This window comes from Paenibacillus sp. Y930, assembly GCF_056786375.1.
Genome location: NZ_JBXCIX010000001.1, coordinates 407,305 through 425,948, shown reverse-complemented (window position 1 = coordinate 425,948; position 18,644 = coordinate 407,305). Strand labels below are relative to the sequence as shown.

Genomic DNA, 18,644 nt, shown 5'->3' with positions numbered 1-18,644 from the left:
GGAAATACACACGGTGTCAGGAAAGGGTGGAAAGGAAATGACAAGAAAAAAATACTTTATCGGCATTTTGACGTTGCTTTTCGGATTATTTACACTTGCGTCAATGGTAACAGCGGCACAAGATCCAAATTTCGAACTTAAGACAGTTCAGACGAATAGTGGCATTAAGATAACAGTAATAGGCCGTCACTTGACTGATTTGTACGCCTTTGATTTAACATTGCAATATGATGAAAAAAGGTTGAAATTTAAAGAGTACTCCACGCCCATATCTGGCTTCTCAATCGATCCTATTATAAAAGACAATTCAATTAGGGCTGCGCATACAATGATAGGCAAAATTGCGGGTATCGATGGAGATAAGGAATTAGCGACATTCACGTTTGATCACATATCCGCTGGAAGTGCGAACATTACGCTGACGGATATCGTGCTAATTAATTCGAGTCTGGATGAAACTATTATCCAGACGAATGTTAAGGTGATTTCTGTTGATCTGACCGATATAAACGGGCATTGGGCAGAAGCGAACATTCGTAAAGCTGTCTCGCTTGGTTTTGTCTCGGGTTACACGGACGCGACATTTAAGCCGCAGCGAGAAGCTACTCGAGCTGAATTTTCAGTTATGCTCGCCAAAGCATTAGGGATCGAAAGCAGCGGCAAGCAAACTGCATTTAAAGATGCGATACCAGCTTGGGCGGAGCCTTCCATTGAAGCGGCAACCCAGCATCTACTTATATCTGGCTATCCAGATCAGACGTTCCGGCCTAATGAAGTCATAACTAGGGAAGAAATGGCGTCAATCGTCGTTAGAGCATTGAATATTGACATACAGGCTGATGCGGAATTAACGTTCGCGGATGCCAGTCAGACCGCTGTTTGGGCTAAGCCATACGTAGCCGCGGCCAAAGATTTGGGGATTATTCAAGGGAAGGGCAATAACTTATTCGCCCCAAAGACGTCTGCTACAAGGGCGGAAGCCGTTTCTATCATTTTAGCGGTTCTAGATCGTTTGAAGTAATCTTGTATGAAAAAAGAATAATCTATAAGACATTGAAAGGAGGGGGGGATTGCTTGATCTGATCAATGAAAGCGTTTCAAAAGTTGGGGCGTTAAAATCTATTTGGGATTAAAAATGATAAGTTAAAGGAGATTGAAGCATGAGCTTAAGATCTGCTAATCGTATTATCTCATCGTTCCTAGTTGCAATCATGTTACTTACTATGTTTGATATGAGCTTCGCATCCGCAGCCGAGGGTTCGCCGGAAAGTACGGGTTATACCGCGGTGGCTAATGGAGAAGCCAATAAGACCACATCAAATTCCATTACGCTGGATTTTGATGAAGCAGTTTCAGGATTGTTGGCCAATGACATCACGATTACTGATGGCACCGCTAGTGCAACAATCGGAATCTTGAAGGCGGTGTCCGCCACTCAATACACCCTGGAAATCAGCGGTGTTACTAAAGAGGGCACTATCAACCTTAAGATTGCCAAGGAAGGTGTAGACGTTGCAGTGAAAATCGTTGTTGTCCACAAATCACCGATTACTGTAACTGTAGCTAACATTGGCGGTACCGCGTTTTTGCGCGATAGCAACGGCATAAAACTAACATTCAACGGGGCGGTACCAGATCTGTCGGTGGACGACATTATTCTCAGCCTCAGCACGCCAAGTTCGGTGTCTAACTATGCTGCTTCCATGGCGAGCAAGGGTGCATTGAGAAAAACAAGTGATACGGTATATGAGCTTGAGCTTATCGACATTAATAAAACAGGTACACTTGGTGTAGAAATTGCCAAGGCCGGGGTTGAAGTCACAAAGAAAAATGTGATCGTTAACGCAAAGGTCGATAAGACAGCTCTGCAATCCACACCACCTCGTAGCTATTTCCCGCAGAATATTACCGACCTACCTAATTCACCAGGGCTAAATGACCTGTTTAAATTCCTGAGTCCCGAAGCGGGCACAGACGGCCGGGTAGAATCCGAAGCTGATTGGTTGGATCGAAAGGAAGAACTTAGGGACCTAATTCAGTACTACTACTATGGCAGAAAGTACCCCACACCTAAGAGCGCTATTACAGTAAATACCCAGATTAATCAAGTCAATGTCACTATAAAGGACAACGACAGATCGGTTACTGGGAGCCTAGCCAATGTTACTGTACCTACGGGCGTCGCCCCTGAAGGTGGCTGGCCGGTCATCTTCGCCTTTGGTTTTGGCCAGACGTCAATGGCGACTGCAAACGGTTACGCCGTAATCAGTGTTTCTAACTGGGGCGGAAGCAGAACTGGAAATTACTACAATCTGTATCCGTTTGACCCGTATGAGTATGATTTTAATACAGGGTCGATCATGACTGCGGCTTGGACAGTCTCCCGTATTATTGATGCAATGGAAATTAGCGCTGAAGCTAACGAAGGGGTAAACCAATGGAATATCAACCCATATAAGTCCATTACAACAGGTGTATCCATCAATGGTAAATACGCTCTGATGTCGGCTGCTATGGATGATCGTGTCGGCGGTGCTGCACCTGTAGATAGCGGACAGTCCGGCATATCCAGCTTTCGTTACGTCACGGAAGGCAAACTGTTCTACTACAATTCGCCATTGGACAAAATCTATCGGAGAAACCAAAAAGGTCTAAACAGCATCCAGTACTCTGGCGAATCCTTCTGGATGGGCCTAGGAACAGCAGCTGGATTCCACCAACAGACAGATATGGATTATTTACCATTTGATTCACATGCTGTTGAATCACTGTTGGCGCCAAGACCGCTCATCGCGTTTGTCGCAGACAACAACTTTGACTGGACGACTCCGCCGTCTTCCATCATGGCAATGAGTGCCGCGAAGGAAGTTTACGAGTTTCTAGACAGTGACAATATTGCCGTACGTGTGCGCGATGGCGCTCATGCAATTCAGGACAGAGACGTGCCGTTCATGATTGCAGTCATGGATAAGGAATTCAGCAATAAATCGCTGGAAGTTAAAGATCTTTATCCGAGCAGCAATCCACCAAGCTATGGATTAGGCAACTACAACAAAATCTCGGATATGACGATTTATCCATACGATATTGATAGTTCATATATTCGTTGGTCTCGTCCAGGCAAGTACACGCTGTGGACAGAGAATGAGATTGTCACCGAAGGGATTGCAACTACAATTAAAGTTCAATCTGACGACACGAAGGTTAAACTAACGATTCTAGATGCGGAAAACAAGCCGACGGAAGACACATGGACTGCGGATGTTGTCAGCGGAATTGCAGAGTTTAAACTGACTGCTGAGCAAGTAAAGATTGGTCGTTATGAGATTACGACGGTAGGTAACATCAAGGACAACAAGACAGTGTACTTCCAAGGTATCGACTTGGCAACCACACTTCGTCACGGTACTGCCAGAAATGATAACGGCGCGGCTGTTATGTATGGTTTCACCAGCAAAATTAATAAAAATCTTGTCGAGGTATATACGAATGAGAGTAGGTTGACACAATCCTTCCAAGAAGATACCGAACAAGCGTGGATTCTTAATTATGGCGTAACGACCAACCCTAATGAGAATAACAGCATACCCAATAATGCTTTTAATGTAATCACCTTGAAAAAGTTGCAAATGGAGGCTATGCCGGGAAGCACATTTGAAATATCCATCGACAAGTCCAAGTTGGCCAACAATCAGGAAACAGTCAGTTGGACAGCATCGCAAGCGGTACAGAAGATCGGTCCCGAGTTATACTGGCCGCAGGCACCGAACAGCAGTACGGACGATGGAACCCGTCCATTGCTTCCAGCAACTACAACGAATTTTAAAGCGGACGTTGCTTTTAGTCTGAATGATGCAGTTGAACTAGCTGCTGGCGATAAACTGGAAGTTACATTCAGCGAGCCAATGTATAAAAATGATTTTGGAATCGGGTTTGACTTCTCCGATGACTTCACACTGCAATGGGCAGATGACAATGAGTCGGTTCAAGTAACATTCAACGATGTAACCAAAACTGAGGATGAAGTTGGCAACATATACATCATGCGCCTTAGCGATGCGGCTGGTAATTTGATCGCGGCTCCAATTCACCATTCGTTCAGTCTGATTACATCATCGTCAGATCCAATCCCTCCTTCGGGACAGACTTACGATAAGTATCGCCCACTGAAGGACGTCTATCGGGATTACTTTACGATGGGTATCTTCGGTGCAGGCGAAAACAATGCTCTCATACATAATTTCGCCGCCTATTCGCCTGGCAATGAGATGAAGCCAGAAAGCACGCAAAGGGTTAAGGGTACATTTACATTCGGTAGTGCGGACAATGCATTTAACAATTTATTAAGCAGAAACCCGAATATGAATTTCTACGGGCACACACTCGCTTGGCATTCTCAGACACCTACGTGGATGTGGGATGCACCTAGCTTCAATCGAGATGTCGCTCTAGAAAATCTCAATACTCATATTGAAACGGTTTTCGAACATTTTGGAGGAAGTCTTGAAGGGATGGACGTAGTCAATGAAGCCATCGGCACGGCGAACCCGAATGACTGGAAAGCCTCGCTTGCCAAAGGTGAAGGTTGGTATATGGCACTTGGCTGGGAGTGGGTTGAACGTGCATTCCTGAAAGCGGCCGAGGTAGTTGACAGTCACCCGGATTGGGACGTTAAGTTGATTTACAACGACTTTGGTCTTGACTCACCGAACAAGGCACGCGTTGTCTACGAGATGGTTAAAGACATTAACGAACGTTACAAAGATATTCGTCCGAACGGCAAACCTTTAATTGAAGTGATCGGAATGCAGGGTCACTACAATTTGACAACGAGTTCACAAAATGTCGAGAACTCTATCAAGTTATTTGCGACACTCCCAGGTGTACACATTAGTGTTACTGAGATGGATATTGGCACACCGCCAGTCGGTACTTTGACACCCGAGAATGAGAACAACCAGGCGATGAAATATGCAGAATTATTCGAAATCTACAAGAGGTATGCGGCGGGTCCAGCTAACAAGACGGACAATCCGAAAGTTATCGAACGTATTAGCATCAGTGGCGTAAGGGACGCAACTTCCGGATGGCGAGCAGGAGAATTTGCCCTGTTGTTCGATTCGATTGGATTAGCTAAAGAAGCATTGATAGCTGTTCTAAATCCTGAAGCATATCTTGCGTCGCACGAATATATTGAGCCAGAGCCAGAGCAGGAACTGCCGCCTGTTGACGGTGTACATGTTTATGACGCTGCCAAGGGAGACGCTTGGTCTGGCGCGAATATCTTACTTGGCAATGACGCCACCCAGTGGCCTTGGTCAAAGGCGGGCGCAGACAACAAGGTAGCCTTTGTCCCTGAAAAGGATGCGACATATCGCCTTTCCTTCAACTACACTGCAGTGGGAACCACATCCATTCGCGTACGTTGGATTAAAGATGCTGAAAACGGAAACTACACAGATGGTGACGGTGCAATTGTTAACGCGAATCCATATTCCGCCAACCAAATTGCGACCAAAATACCTGCATATTTCAACAGCGGAATGGTCAATAGCGGTAGCTACACTTTAACAACTGAAATCAAATTGGATGGTAACGAAGCTGCCAATGGTTTAATTGGCAACATCGGTATCCGTGGTGGCGGGGGCGGCAATGCTTTCTCAATCAATTGGATTAAGGTGGAGAAGGTTGGCGCTAACGGCGAACCTGACGAACTTTTGGTCAATTGGCCAAACACGTCGCAAGAAGTAACAAAGCATAATATTACTGCAGTAGCGGATGGTGGCGGTACAATCAGCCCATCTGGTATTGTCAATGTGGTTGCAGGTGAGAGCCAAACTTTCACGATTTCCGCCAACAATAACTTCGAGATTTCTGATGTCATCGTCAATGGAGCAAGTGTAGGCGCGGTAAGCAGCTATACGTTCGACGATGTTACAAGCGATCATTCGATTACTGCAACGTTCAGAGCGATAGAAACTGATCCAGTCACACCAATAAATTCAAGCTTAACAGGTCCTGCATCTGCATTAGTAGGCCAATCCGTAAATTTATCTGTTAAAGTAGACAGCGGTGTTTATAACTTAAACACGATCACCTTTGTATTGAACTATGATCCGTCTCGGTTGGAATTCGCGACAAATCAAGATGAAGACGGCTTACTCCTGCTGGATGAGAAAGCCATTATATCTACACATTCCGACATTAAAGTGCTCGGTGCGGGTGTGAAAGAAGATAAAGGACAAATCTTCATCATCCTATCCACAAGCGGTAAATTAGTCACAGTCAATGGCGATATCGTTACTTTGCAAGGGAAAGTAAGAGCGGACTCAAAAGTTGGAAATACAGCGGTTTCGGTCAGCGATATCAATGTATTGGAGAGCGGTGTTTCCCAACCAGCTAATACGACGGCAGATCCTATCAACATTATGATCACGATGGCCGACGTATCGGCGTTGAATGCGAAGATTCATCAAGCCGCACAATTACTTGCAGCATCTGTGGAAGGCGCTTATCCAGGTCAATACCCAATTGGTTCTAAGGGACAACTGCAATCGGCGGTTAACTCGGCAATTCTTGTAGGAGATAACACCTCTTCAACAGAAGCAGAGATTGAAACAGCAATTTTGGCGCTTGACGCGCAAATCAAGCTGTTCCTGAGCAAAGTCAATAAGACCTCCTCTCCAAGTGCAAATAAGACCGCACTGAACACGGCGATCACAGAAGCACAAGCAAAGCTAGATCAAGCGAAGGAAGGAATGAAGATCGGACAATATCCGATTGCGGCGATAGCTGATCTGCGAATAGCCATTCAAACTGCGAATGCAACTAAGAATAACTCATCTGCATCTCAAGGTACTGTGGATGCAGAGGTAGACAGCTTAAATGCAGCGGTAAGTTCGTTCAGCGGTAAGATGATTACTTTAATACCAGGCGAAACATCGGTAACGATCAAAGACTTGTCGTTGTTAGCCAAGTACTTTGGAACGACTTCTTCCGATTCGAACTGGAGTGAAGTTGAGGCAGCAGACTTGTTCGACAAAGGCGAAATCACGATTCGTGAGCTTGCAGCAGTCGCAAGAATGATTATTGGCGATTGGCTGAAACAATAAAACTGAACTGCAACCAGTCAAGTAGACAGTAAAAAATAAGCATTAATTAAACGGCCTTAGTCCTGAATTCATTTGGACTGAGGCCGTTTAGTTGTGGACCACGCATGGCGCATAGCTAGGCAACACAAGACAAAATCCAATAAACCGCACGGATATGAGGATGTAAATTACTTCCCTAGGCTAGTTTTCTTGAACAATTGATGAACAACAGATAAGAAAGTGTGAAAATATATGCTGAGGGGCTTTTTTTTCTTTATATGTAATATCCGCTGTGTAGGTCTTTTCGGTTGTTAGAAGGTTATCCAAAATCTCTTTATCCTGACTGTTGAGAAAGATTATAGACCTCATTCGCATTTACATATAGATTGAGTAAGAATTCATTTCCGTTTTTATCGATAGCTCTGTAGTAAGAATATTTATAATAGTTTTCATAATCTACAGCAGAAATGGAAATAGGTCCAAACCAATATCTATCTCCTATAACATTCCCAAAGCTAGTATGAGGAGTCTTATGATCTAAAATTCGATTAAATATACTGTACCACTCTCCCTATTATTTTGAAGTTAATCCGATTTAATCCGAATCGGAACTATGGGTTGCAACAATATCTGAGTAGTCTGATTTTCTTTCAAAGATACTTACATCTGAAACACTCCATTATTTGCTTAGCATTTTCATGTAGCTAGTGCTCATATCGTCTAAGCTTTTATTTTTTAACTCATCTGCTATACCAAGAGAGATGGAATAAAGTTTCTCTCCTATTGCTTTTTCAATATCTGTTGAATACATATCAGATGCATAAATTGCTTTTTCAATAATTTGTGTTAGTGACTGCATTTGTTTGTCACGATTACTTTGTATTTCCTTATTTGTCGTGTAAAAAATAAACGAATAGGCAATAATCTCTACAGCAACTAGGATAACTGCTGTTCTATAAAATATACGATTTAAAGTGCTTTTATTGTTCATAATAGAGCTCCCATGCTTAAAACGATTTTAAGGTATAAGTTCCGACCCACTCAACTGCAGAAACATTCACTGTATAGATCGAAAATATACTATTACTTATTTTTACTAATGTATTCCATTATGTTTTATGTTATTTTAGACTAAAAGTCCTACTTAATTTGTATTTTATATTATTTTGATCCGAAAGTCCTACTTCATTTCTGCTAAAAAATAAAATTAAAGATAATTATTCTTTTTTGAAAAGAGTAATTGGCTTAAAATACGTTTGCTTCTAAGGAATAGTAGACCTACTCGCAATAATCTGATAATTTTAAGAGGATAGACTATGAAAGGGAAGGCGGTCTTGCTATGAATATACCTGGTAATAAGGATGCGGGTACTTGGTCGATTGATAGTGAAGCAAATAGCTTGTTGATGTCGGATAGCTTCAAGGAATGGATTGGCTGTGCAAGCTTGGAGTCTACTGCGAGACCGAGTTTTCTATATGATGTCGTATATGAGCCGGATCGGCCAATGTTTAATGAGCATATGGCAAAGCTGAATTCTGGCGAGACCAGTAGCTTAGAGCATCGCATAGTCATTGCTCCTAATGAGCTTAAATGGGTTCAAAGTATTGCGATACCGCTGCGCGGGCGAGATGGTGATGTGCAATGCATCGAAGGAGTAGTTTTGGATATTTCGGAGCAGAAAGCCGAGCAAGAGCGAATAGCAGATAAGTTGTCTACCTATCAGAAGGTTATGGATACGCTTGATGTCGCTGTTTGGTCTTATGATATGGCTGCAGGAAAAACGCTTTTTATATCGGAAGCAATTACTACTATTACAGGATATGAGATTGAGAGAGTGAAGGAGCATAGTTTTTGGCTCGACATCGCGCATGAGGAGGACAAGTCTTTTCTCGAGCAGGCAAAAGCCACGGTGGGACTAGGCGGCAGTGATTATAGTAGCGAGCATCGTGTGATTCATGCTAATGGTGAAATCAGATGGCTTCAAGTCAAAGTTATTCCTTATCTGGATGGCTCTCGATCTGTCACTCGGCTTGACGGTATTGTAACTGATATTACTGCGAGGAAGACCTTAGAAGAAAATATACATAGAAGCGAGCAGCGTTATCGCTCGTTGTTCGAATATAATTTGGATGAAATTTGGGAATTAGATATATTAGGTAATGTGATCGCTCTTAATTCAGCAGTGAAAACTATGGAAGGGAAACGATTCGAATCGGCTCAGGATAGTGAGCCGTTTATTCCGGTCTTAGGCAAACAACAAACGGGGCGGATGAAAGATTATTTTGAGAGGGCGATTGAAGGGCAGTCCTTGCATTATGATATGACGACCAGCAGTGAGAGTGGACAACAATTGCGCTGGGAGATGAAAAATATCCCGATTTTTGTAAATAATCGCATTGAGGGCGTTTTTGTTATTGCTAAAAATGTGACAGAACATAAAAAGATAGTAAAGGAGCTTGGGGCAAGCGAGGAACGCTACCGCAGACTGATTGAACTGTCGCCGCAGCCGATGATTTCAGCTTATAAGGGGAAAATCGTCTATAGCAATCCCGAGGGCTTGAATCTGCTGGGAGCTGAGAGTATGGAGCAGTTAATTGGAAAGTCGATTTACGATTTTATTCACTCGGATTATCTAGAAACTGTAAAAAATAAGAGTCAGAAATTAATAGACAATAGTAATATAGAAGTAGAAGGGTATAAAATCATTCGCATCGATGATCGTGTAATTGAGACGGAAGCTATTGGCATTTATGATGATGAAACAGAGCTGACGCTCATTATATTAGTAGATATTACTGAACGATTGAAGATGGAGAGGGCTCTGCAAGAAAGTGAGGAACGGTATCGCCGGTTGGTGGAGCTGTCTCCGATCGCAATTGCTGTGTATAAAGATAGTGAAATTACGTATATCAATCCAGCTGGAGAGAGTATGCTAGGATTAGAGTTTAATAGAGGGACATCCGCGCTGAATATTATTGATATGATTCTTCCAGAATATCGTGAGTACGCGAGTGCGGCAATGGAGCATACGGCGTTGAACGGCTATTCCATCCCTGCTGAATATCAATTTAATCGTGCTGATGGGCAGGTTATTACAACATCTATGCTATCTATTTATGATTCTCAATCTTCCTCTATACAGCTTATGCTTCAGGATATTACGGAAAAGAAGCAGGTTGAGCGGGATTTATTAGAGAGTGAGGAACTGAGCAGGCAGCTTATTGAATTATCGCCGGAGGCCATCATCCTTCATAAGGACTATAAATTTATTGATGTAAATATGGCGGGTCTGCAGCTATTCGGTGTATCAAGTCCAAGCGAATTGATCGGAAAATCGATATTCGATACGATTCCTCCCGAATATGGGGTGCCGGTAACTGAACGATTGGAGGGAATTTACAAGCAGCGCTCCGCTGTTTCCTCTCATGTGGAACAAAAGATTATACGTTCAGATGGTACTGAAATTGATGTGGAAGTGATTGCTAGCAGCGTGCCTTATAAAGGGGAAATTGCCGGGATTTCATTGTTCCGTGATATTAGGGACTGGAAAAAGGCAGAAGAGGATCGGCAACATGTGGAGCGAATCATTCGTGAAAGCGAAGAACGGTATTTTCAATTACAAACGAGCCTGGATCAGTTCTCCCATGATCTATTCGGTGTTATGAAAATTAGTCAGATGAAGCAGCGGCTACTGCAGGAAGTAAGATCTGTATTGGACGTTTCCGATGTTGACCTAATAGACGTAGAACATTGCGGGGATAAGCTATGCGAAATTATTGAAACTGACAAAGGCTACTCTATTAAAATAGGTGAAATTAAAGGTAAAAGCTGCTTACTTTATATACATGAAAAGCCGATAACATTAATGATAACATCTAAAAAAGTGTGGCTTGAAACGCTTACTCGCTATGTTAGCGTGCTATACGATAATTTTCTATTAATCGAGGATTTAACGCAACAGTTAGAGCAGGCAGTCTCGGAGCAGGTTGCTCCAACATGGCTTCTGCGCTTTATGTTTCAATTGTCCGAAAATGAGCGAAAGCGTCTTGCGCAGGATTTACATGATTCAGCGCTTCAGGAGCAAATTATTTGGTATCGCAAGCTCGATCTGCTTATAACTGATAAATCGCTGGATGAGGACATTAAAGGTCAGCTTAGCTTAATTTCGGAAGGGTTACTCGATGTCGTCTATCAATTGCGCATTACATGTAATGAGCTCAGGCCGCCTATGCTCATAAAGGATGGACTTATCTCTTCTCTGGAAGCGTTATTTGCGTTTACACAATTGCGTTCAGACTATCGTATCCATTTGGATGCTGAGTACTTCCAATATAAGCTGACAGACGATATCCTAATTAACTTATATCGTCTCGTACAAGAGCTACTGGCCAATGCTTCCAAGCATTCCTCGGCTACGGAGGTTCGTATTGCTATATCCAGCTCGGATGAGCAAATTAGCCTAGTGTATGAGGATAATGGAGTCGGCATGGATCTTACCCAAAATGGGAATTCACTTGATAGCATGGGTATGCATGGTATGAGGGAACGGGTTCGCAGCATGGAAGGAACGATTCAATTTCGTTCGTCCGCAAATGAAGGCTTGGCTGTTTATATATCTATACCGGCACAGTAGTGGTGCGTACTAAAAAGAGGTTGATCAAAAATAGATAAGGGGCAGGTATTGTGATTCATATTTTGCTGGTTGATGATCATCCTTCTGTTATGGAAGGTACCAAAATGATTCTCGAACATGAAGGAGATATGAAGGTTTCCTTAGCGAATTCCGCTGAGGAAGTGCTAGAAATGGTAGCCACACAGTCTTTTCATGTTATGCTATTCGACCTTCATATTGCAGATGTTAATGGGATTGATCTAGCCGAGCAGGTGCTGCGAATGAATGAGGAAGCTATTATACTCATTTATACAGGCTTTGAATTCAATAATCATTTTAATTTAATGGTCGAAACGGGTATTTTTGGATTTATCTCTAAAACAACGACTAGAGAACAGTTGGTTACCTCCGTTCGCTGTGCCTTGAGAGGGGAAGTTATACTTCCATTCGCCTTGGTTAAACAGCTGAGAAGAACGATGCTGAGCGAAACAGCGGCTACTGAAGAACAGGCAGCAACTCAAATTAGTAGCAATGAATGTGAAATATTGAAGCAAATCTCCAAAGGCAAGAGTAACAGAGAAATTGCTGAGATTGTACTGATGGGCCAACGATCATTGGAATACAGCTTAACAACGTTATTTCAGAAGCTTAATGTGAAATCAAGAATGGAAGCTGTTCTAAAGGCTAAGCAACTAGGTATATTGAAGGATTCCGACTTCGATGCTTAGTTGAATTGGAATGAAGGATTAGCTTCGCTAAAAACTCCCGCTCACAATAATGTGAGCGGGAGTTTTTGCGTGCTACAGAGGACTAATCTAGCTGCTTTAGCTAATAATTATGCCGTTTGCGAGACAGCGCATATTTATTTGCGTGATCACGCCATATTTTTTCGGTTACCAAAAAGAACGAGTAGCTTATGATTATTATAGTACTTAAGAATTATAAATATAAAGATGAGGTGTCGAAACATGAAATGGATCTATAATCTGAAAATGGCTGTAAAATTAGTTTCTGCATTTGTAATTATTGCTATTATTTTATGTGTGGTGGGAATTTACGGTATCGGTAATTTAGGTAAAATGAATAAAACAATCGAGGATATGTATGAAAATCGCTTAACACCGATTGCGGATTTAAACGCTGCACACCAATATCTTATCGAAAACAGAGTCTATATTCGTGATATTAACACAACAGCAAAAACAGCAGCAAATAAGAACGAATTCAAAGAAATGATAAATAGTAACCTTCAAAAAGTCGAAGAACTGCTTGTGAAATACGGCAAGACAGAACTGCATACAGAGGAAAGAGAAATGCTTAAAGACTATGAGGCGCTATGGCTGAACTATCGGGCAGGCTTAGATACAGCGATTACATTGAATGATACCGATATCAGTCCGGCTGAATACACGGATCATTTGCTTACAGATGGATTGCAGGATGCTACTGAAAAAGTAGTTGACATAATGGGAGCTTTGATTGCAATCAACCAGAAGCAAGCTGATGAGGCAAACACGGGTGCGTCCGAGCTCTATCAATCGACGCGCAACGTTACAATTTTAATTGTGATCATTGCATCAATTGCTAGTATCGGGTTTGGAGTTTTGATCTCACAAATTATAGTAAGACCATTACGTCGTGTGGTAGAGCTGGTAGGTAAAGTAGCAGACGGAGATTTAAGTGAAACATCGGATATTGATACCAAAGATGAGACTGGTGTACTGGCGAGTTCAGTCAATAATATGATTTTGACTTTAAGAAAGACGATAGGTGGGATTCTTGTATCTGCGGAAAGCGTCTCAGCGGCAGCACAGCAAATTTCGGCAAGTACGGAAGAGGTTGCCAGCGGCAGCATGAGCCAAGCTAACGCATCTCATACGATGAGCGAGTTGTTCCGAGAGTTGTCAGTAGCTATTAATTCGGTAGCGCAAGGGGCGGAGCAGGCATCTGAACTTTCGGATACAGCGATGCGTATTGCAGAAGACGGTGGTAGAGTCGTTGACAGTTCTATTCAAGGAATGACTAGAGTTAGTGATCAAATGTCTCACTTGGAAGAGGATTCACAAAAAATTGGAGAGATCATTGATGTTATCGATGAGATTGCGGAACAGACTAATCTTCTCGCGCTCAATGCGGCAATTGAGGCAGCTCGCGCCGGAGATCAAGGTCGCGGATTTGCAGTAGTTGCGGATGAAGTAAGAAAACTTGCTGAGCGAAGTAGTGAAGCAACAAAGCAAATTACGACGATTATTAAAGGGATGCAAAATAATACGCATGATAGCGTAATTGCGGTAGAAGAAGGGGTTGCCTCATCACAGAAAACGGGTGAAGCGCTGGAGCAAATTATGAGAGTTGTCAATGAGACGGCAGAGAAAGTCATGGAGATTGCTGCAGCGAGTGAGGAACAAGCGGCTCAATCGGTAGAGGTTCTGCAATCCATCGATAGTATTTCTGCGGCTACTGAGGAATCGGCAGCAAGCAGCGAGGAAACAGCATCGACAGCACAATCTTTGGCTCATCTTGCTGAGGAATTGAATAACTCCGTATCTATTTTCCGAATTAAGTAATTTGGATTGCAAGAAGAGGAATAGAAGGAGGATTGTTCGTATGATCAGAAAAAAGTCAAGGATAACGATTAAAGCGCGATTGATTATAGCCTTTATGTCTATTCTCGTACTGCCTTGTGCGGCTATCGGTTGGTTTTCCTATCAGAAGGCCGCGGACGAGGTAACTGACCAAATTATGTCGAATGCACTGCAAGGTATTCAAATATCGAATAATCAGATTACAGATCTAATTACTTCAGCTGCATCAGATATGGATTATCTTGCTGACAGGATTCAATCAGAAATGGTTGAAGGCCAGAAAAGTCCACAAATTCGTAAAATATTAGATCAATATATGGCTCTCCATCCAGGTTTCATATCTGTCTATCTAGGAACGGAGGACGGACTTATGCTTCGTTCTCCGAATCAGCAAATGGAGAAAGGCTATGATCCGCGGGTAAGAGATTGGTACACCAAAGCGATGGCTGATACAACGAAGGCAATCATTAACAAGCCATCTGTATCGGTTGCTGCGAATGAAATTGTAGTTGTTTCTTCAAAGGCAGTAAGCGATAAATCTGGAGTTATAGCAGCCAATATTAGTCTTAAGGCGTTAGGTGAGCTCGTCAGTCAGATGAAGATTGGCACGGCTGGCTATGTAACTATTTTTGACCAAGAGCAGAACTTTCTGATTCATCCAACAAGAGAGCCGGGCACAAAAGGAACGGATGAGTTTATCGCTGAATTTTATAAGTCGGACGCTGGTGTTGTCAATTATACGTTTGATGGTGCGAAAAAAAGAGCGGTATTCATGACAAATGAATTGACTGGTTGGAAAATAGTCGGCAGTATTGAGTTGGCAGAAATTAGCCAAGCGACGCGCAGCATCATGTATACAGCGCTTAACGTTATTATGATCGCACTTTTACTAGGCGCCGCCATTATTTACAGTATTATCCGTTCAATCACGCTGCCATTGAAGCAATTAATGCAGGCGACAGGGAAAATGGCTGAAGGTGATTTGACGGAGGAAGTGACGATTCGTTCCCAGGATGAAATCGGGCATTTAGCGGAGTCCGTCAACCATATGATTCATAATTTGCGTGAACTGATCGGGGGAGTATCTGGTAGCTCGCAAAATGTCGCCTCAGCATCTGAACAAATTTCAGCAACGACGGAAGAAATTGCGAAAGGTAGCGCTGTGGAGGCTGAAGCAGCACAAATTATACAAGAACAGTTCAGTGAGCTGACGCTTGCGATTCATTCGGTTGCAAGAAGCGCAGAGGATGCGGCGGGATTAGCAGCCAGTACAACGTTAATTGCCCATGCAGGCGGCGAGCAGGTCAGTCACTCTGTGAAGAGCATGGAGCAGGTCAGCTCACAAATGGAGCGGCTGGAAGAGGATTCCGTTAAAATTGGTGAAATTATTGAAGTCATTAATGATATTTCGGAACAAACGAATTTACTTGCTTTGAATGCTGCTATTGAAGCAGCACGTGCTGGAGAACAAGGGAGAGGCTTTGCTGTCGTCGCTGATGAAGTGCGCAAGCTAGCGGAACGAAGCGGAAAAGCTGCGACGGAGATTACAAAAATTATAAAGGGTATGCAAACAAACACGCATAATAGTGTATTGGCAGTAGCAAGCGGCGTTAGTCAATCCCAGGAGACAGGCCAAGCCTTCAAGGAAATTATGGCGATGATTAGTGATACCGAGCAGAAGGTTAATGAGATTGCAGCGGCGAGCGAAGAACAAGCAGCGCAGGCGGAAGAGGTTATGCGATCGATAGAAAGTATTTCGGCTGCTAGTGAAGAAGCTGCGGCAGCAGCAGAGGAAACGGCAGCGACCTCATACTCATTGGCTCAGCTTGCTGAAGACTTGAATGATTCGATCTCTATTTTTAAAGTGAATAAATAAGTAAGGGGGATTAGGACGACTATGCAGACTATAGGCCAGGAGCAATATATCGAGTTTGCTATTGATAAAGAGCAATACGGCATTTCAATACAGGATATTCATGAAATTATTAAGATGCAGGATATTACGCAAATTCCTAACGTGAAGCATTATGTAGAAGGAGTCATCAATCTCAGGGGGAAAATTGTACCTGTCATTAGTCTTCGGAAATTTTTTGGACTGGAAGTAAAGGATTATTCGAGAACGACCCGTGTGATCGTGGTTCATCATCAGGAGGATACTGTAGGAATTATTGTCGATCGGGTCAATAAAGTGACGACGTTCACGGATATTCAGCCGCCTCCAGAGCGAGTTGGCGGTATCGACGGAAATTATTTCGTCGGCATCGGTTTGACGATCGATGGTCTTGTAGCTGTCTTAAAGCTAAATGAAGTGTTACTTCATGAACGGGAGTGATTGACCGATGTTGTCAGAATATAAAGAGGTCTTTCTAGAGGAGCTCGAGGAACAGTTGCAGGTGATGGATGAGGTTATTATGCAGCTAGAGCAAGATGGTGAAACGGAACAGGTCGTGCAAAGCTTATTTCGGGCCGCGCATACGTTAAAAGGATCGTCAGCTGCGATGGGCTATGAGGATATGAAGCAATTAACCCATGAGATGGAGCATTTGCTTGATCAGGTTAGATGCAATGTATTGGCTGTGACAGCACCCTTAATTGATCTTCTTTTTCAATCGCTGGACTGTCTGAAGGAGCTCAAAGAAGATATATTGCGCAATGATGCCTCGGAGACAGATATTTCCCAATGTGTGCAAAATTTGCGGGCTTTTGTAGCTGCTCCAATTGAGTCAGTGGCATTGCCGCAGGAAGTTAGCTTCTCTAGCCTACCTGAATTGAGCCTGCAGCAAAGGCTGAAAGTGCAGGAAGCTCAGGATGATGGGCTACTTGTACACTGGATTCGTGTTAAGCTGTCTCCTGATTGTGTTATTAAAGGAGCACGCGTTTATGTGATCCATTCCAATCTGAGCAGCTGGGGCGAGGTTTATTATACTTCACCTAATATTGAAGGACTTGAGGAGAAAGTTGATGATGCTCAAGTTGAATTCCAATCTCTATATGCGGGCACACAGAGCGGCGAGGAGCTACAGGAGCTCACAGCCAGACTAACCGAAGTAGATTACGTGCATACGATTCTGTTGCCAGATGAAGCTAACATTGCTGAGGATCATGTCAACGCTAGCTATTCGAGCAGACAAGGAAACGCAGGAGCTGCGGCTGCAACGCAAACGAATATGAGCTCATCTAAGTCGCCGACCATTCGAGTAAGCGTCGAACGGCTGGACCATCTAATGAATTTGGTCGGAGAGCTTGTCATTGACCATACGCGCATCGATCAGGTGGAGCGGATGCTAAGAAGTAAAAATGTGGATGAATCGGTAGAAGGACTTAGTCAGGTGTCTGATCATCTATCCCGCATTATTGCTGATTTGCAGGATAGCGTAATGAAGGCAAGGATGCTGCCGATTGAGCAATTGTTTAATCGTTTTCCACGTATGATACGTGATCTAACTCGTGATTTGGGTAAGGATATTGAACTGACAATCGGAGGCAAAGATACGGAACTAGATCGGACGATTATTGAGGAAATTGCTGATCCGCTTATTCATTTAATTCGGAATGCTGTTGATCATGGGATAGAAATGCCCCAGCAGAGGGTGCTGTCAGGAAAAGCACGCAAGGGGAGCCTGCAGATTAGAGCCGCACATGAGGATAATTTAGTCGTGATCTATGTAGAAGATGACGGCGCAGGTATCGATCCTGAGAAAATGAAGCAGTCCGCATTGAGAAAAGGGATTATTACTGTCGAAGAAGCGGAGTTGCTAAGTGATCGAGAAGCGATTGAATTGATTTTTAGACCAGGTTTCTCTACCGCCAGCAGTGTCAGTGATGTTTCTGGGCGCGGTGTAGGAATGGACATTGTTAGAAGTCATATTCAGAAACTGAACGGCTTGATTGATATTGAGACAAAGCTCGGAGAAGGAACACGCTTCAAGATAAAGCTGCCATTAACGCTAGCCATTATTATTGGACTGCTTGTTAAGCTGAATGATCAGACCTTTATCATTCCGATGGGCAATATTGCTGAGATTGTTAGAATATCGCATGATGACATAACGATGGTGCGCGGACAACCGGTTATTTTATTACGTAATCAGATCATTCCGATTGTGTGGCTGCATGATCATTTCAATATGCCGCGAGCGGAGCAGAGAAAGGGCCATATTCAGTTAGTTATTGTCGGTTCTGCCGAGAAAAGAATGGCACTGGCTGTTGATGAACTGATCGGCAATCAAGAAATTGTTATTAAGTCACTAGGCTCCTATATAGGCAAGGTGGAAGGTATCGCCGGCTCGACTATATTAGGCGATGGTAAAGTCGCTTTAATTCTTGAGGTGTCGGGGATTATTAATCAACGATAAA

Annotated in this window: 9 protein-coding genes; 8 read left to right on the top strand and 1 reads right to left on the bottom strand. The window is 43.1% G+C overall.

The window, feature by feature from the left end; genetic code table 11:
• Positions 1 to 37 precede the first annotated feature (37 nt).
• The gene (locus AC1TO5_RS02090) at positions 38 to 1,021 is read left to right on the top strand and encodes an S-layer homology domain-containing protein (protein WP_482061129.1); all 984 of its coding nucleotides are present in this window, start codon (positions 38 to 40) and stop codon (positions 1,019 to 1,021) included.
• Positions 1,022 to 1,160: 139 nt separating this feature from the next.
• Positions 1,161 to 7,112: an endo-1,4-beta-xylanase gene (locus tag AC1TO5_RS02085; protein WP_482061128.1), complete on the top strand. Its 5,952-nt coding sequence runs from the start codon at positions 1,161 to 1,163 to the stop codon at positions 7,110 to 7,112.
• Between the two features lie 658 nt (positions 7,113 to 7,770).
• Here the strand turns inward: AC1TO5_RS02085 and AC1TO5_RS02080 are convergent.
• On the bottom strand, positions 7,771 to 8,082 hold the full coding sequence (locus AC1TO5_RS02080; RefSeq protein WP_482061127.1) for a hypothetical protein: 312 nt from the start codon (positions 8,080 to 8,082) through the stop codon (positions 7,771 to 7,773).
• A 348-nt stretch (positions 8,083 to 8,430) separates the two neighbouring features.
• Between AC1TO5_RS02080 and AC1TO5_RS02075 the strand changes: the two genes are divergently transcribed.
• The 6 genes from AC1TO5_RS02075 (at position 8,431) to AC1TO5_RS02050 (ending at position 18,643) form a co-directional block, all read left to right on the top strand.
• Complete coding sequence (locus AC1TO5_RS02075) at positions 8,431 to 11,724, top strand: PAS domain S-box protein (protein ID WP_482061126.1); 3,294 nt, start codon at positions 8,431 to 8,433, stop codon at positions 11,722 to 11,724.
• Between the two features lie 50 nt (positions 11,725 to 11,774).
• Complete coding sequence (locus tag AC1TO5_RS02070; RefSeq protein ID WP_482061125.1) at positions 11,775 to 12,431, top strand: response regulator; 657 nt, start codon at positions 11,775 to 11,777, stop codon at positions 12,429 to 12,431.
• 240 nt (positions 12,432 to 12,671) lie between these two features.
• Positions 12,672 to 14,270, top strand: coding sequence for a methyl-accepting chemotaxis protein (locus AC1TO5_RS02065; RefSeq protein WP_482061124.1), 1,599 nt, complete (start codon positions 12,672 to 12,674; stop codon positions 14,268 to 14,270).
• A gap of 40 nt (positions 14,271 to 14,310) precedes the next feature.
• On the top strand, positions 14,311 to 16,164 hold the full coding sequence (locus tag AC1TO5_RS02060; protein WP_482061123.1) for a methyl-accepting chemotaxis protein: 1,854 nt from the start codon (positions 14,311 to 14,313) through the stop codon (positions 16,162 to 16,164).
• A 21-nt stretch (positions 16,165 to 16,185) separates the two neighbouring features.
• Positions 16,186 to 16,620 carry a chemotaxis protein CheW gene (locus tag AC1TO5_RS02055; RefSeq protein WP_482061122.1) on the top strand — a complete coding sequence of 145 codons (435 nt, stop codon included), beginning with the start codon at positions 16,186 to 16,188 and terminating at the stop codon, positions 16,618 to 16,620.
• Positions 16,621 to 16,627: 7 nt separating this feature from the next.
• Positions 16,628 to 18,643, top strand: a complete 2,016-nt coding sequence (locus AC1TO5_RS02050) for a chemotaxis protein CheW (RefSeq protein ID WP_482061121.1) — start codon at positions 16,628 to 16,630, stop codon at positions 18,641 to 18,643.
• Position 18,644: the final 1 nt, after the last annotated feature.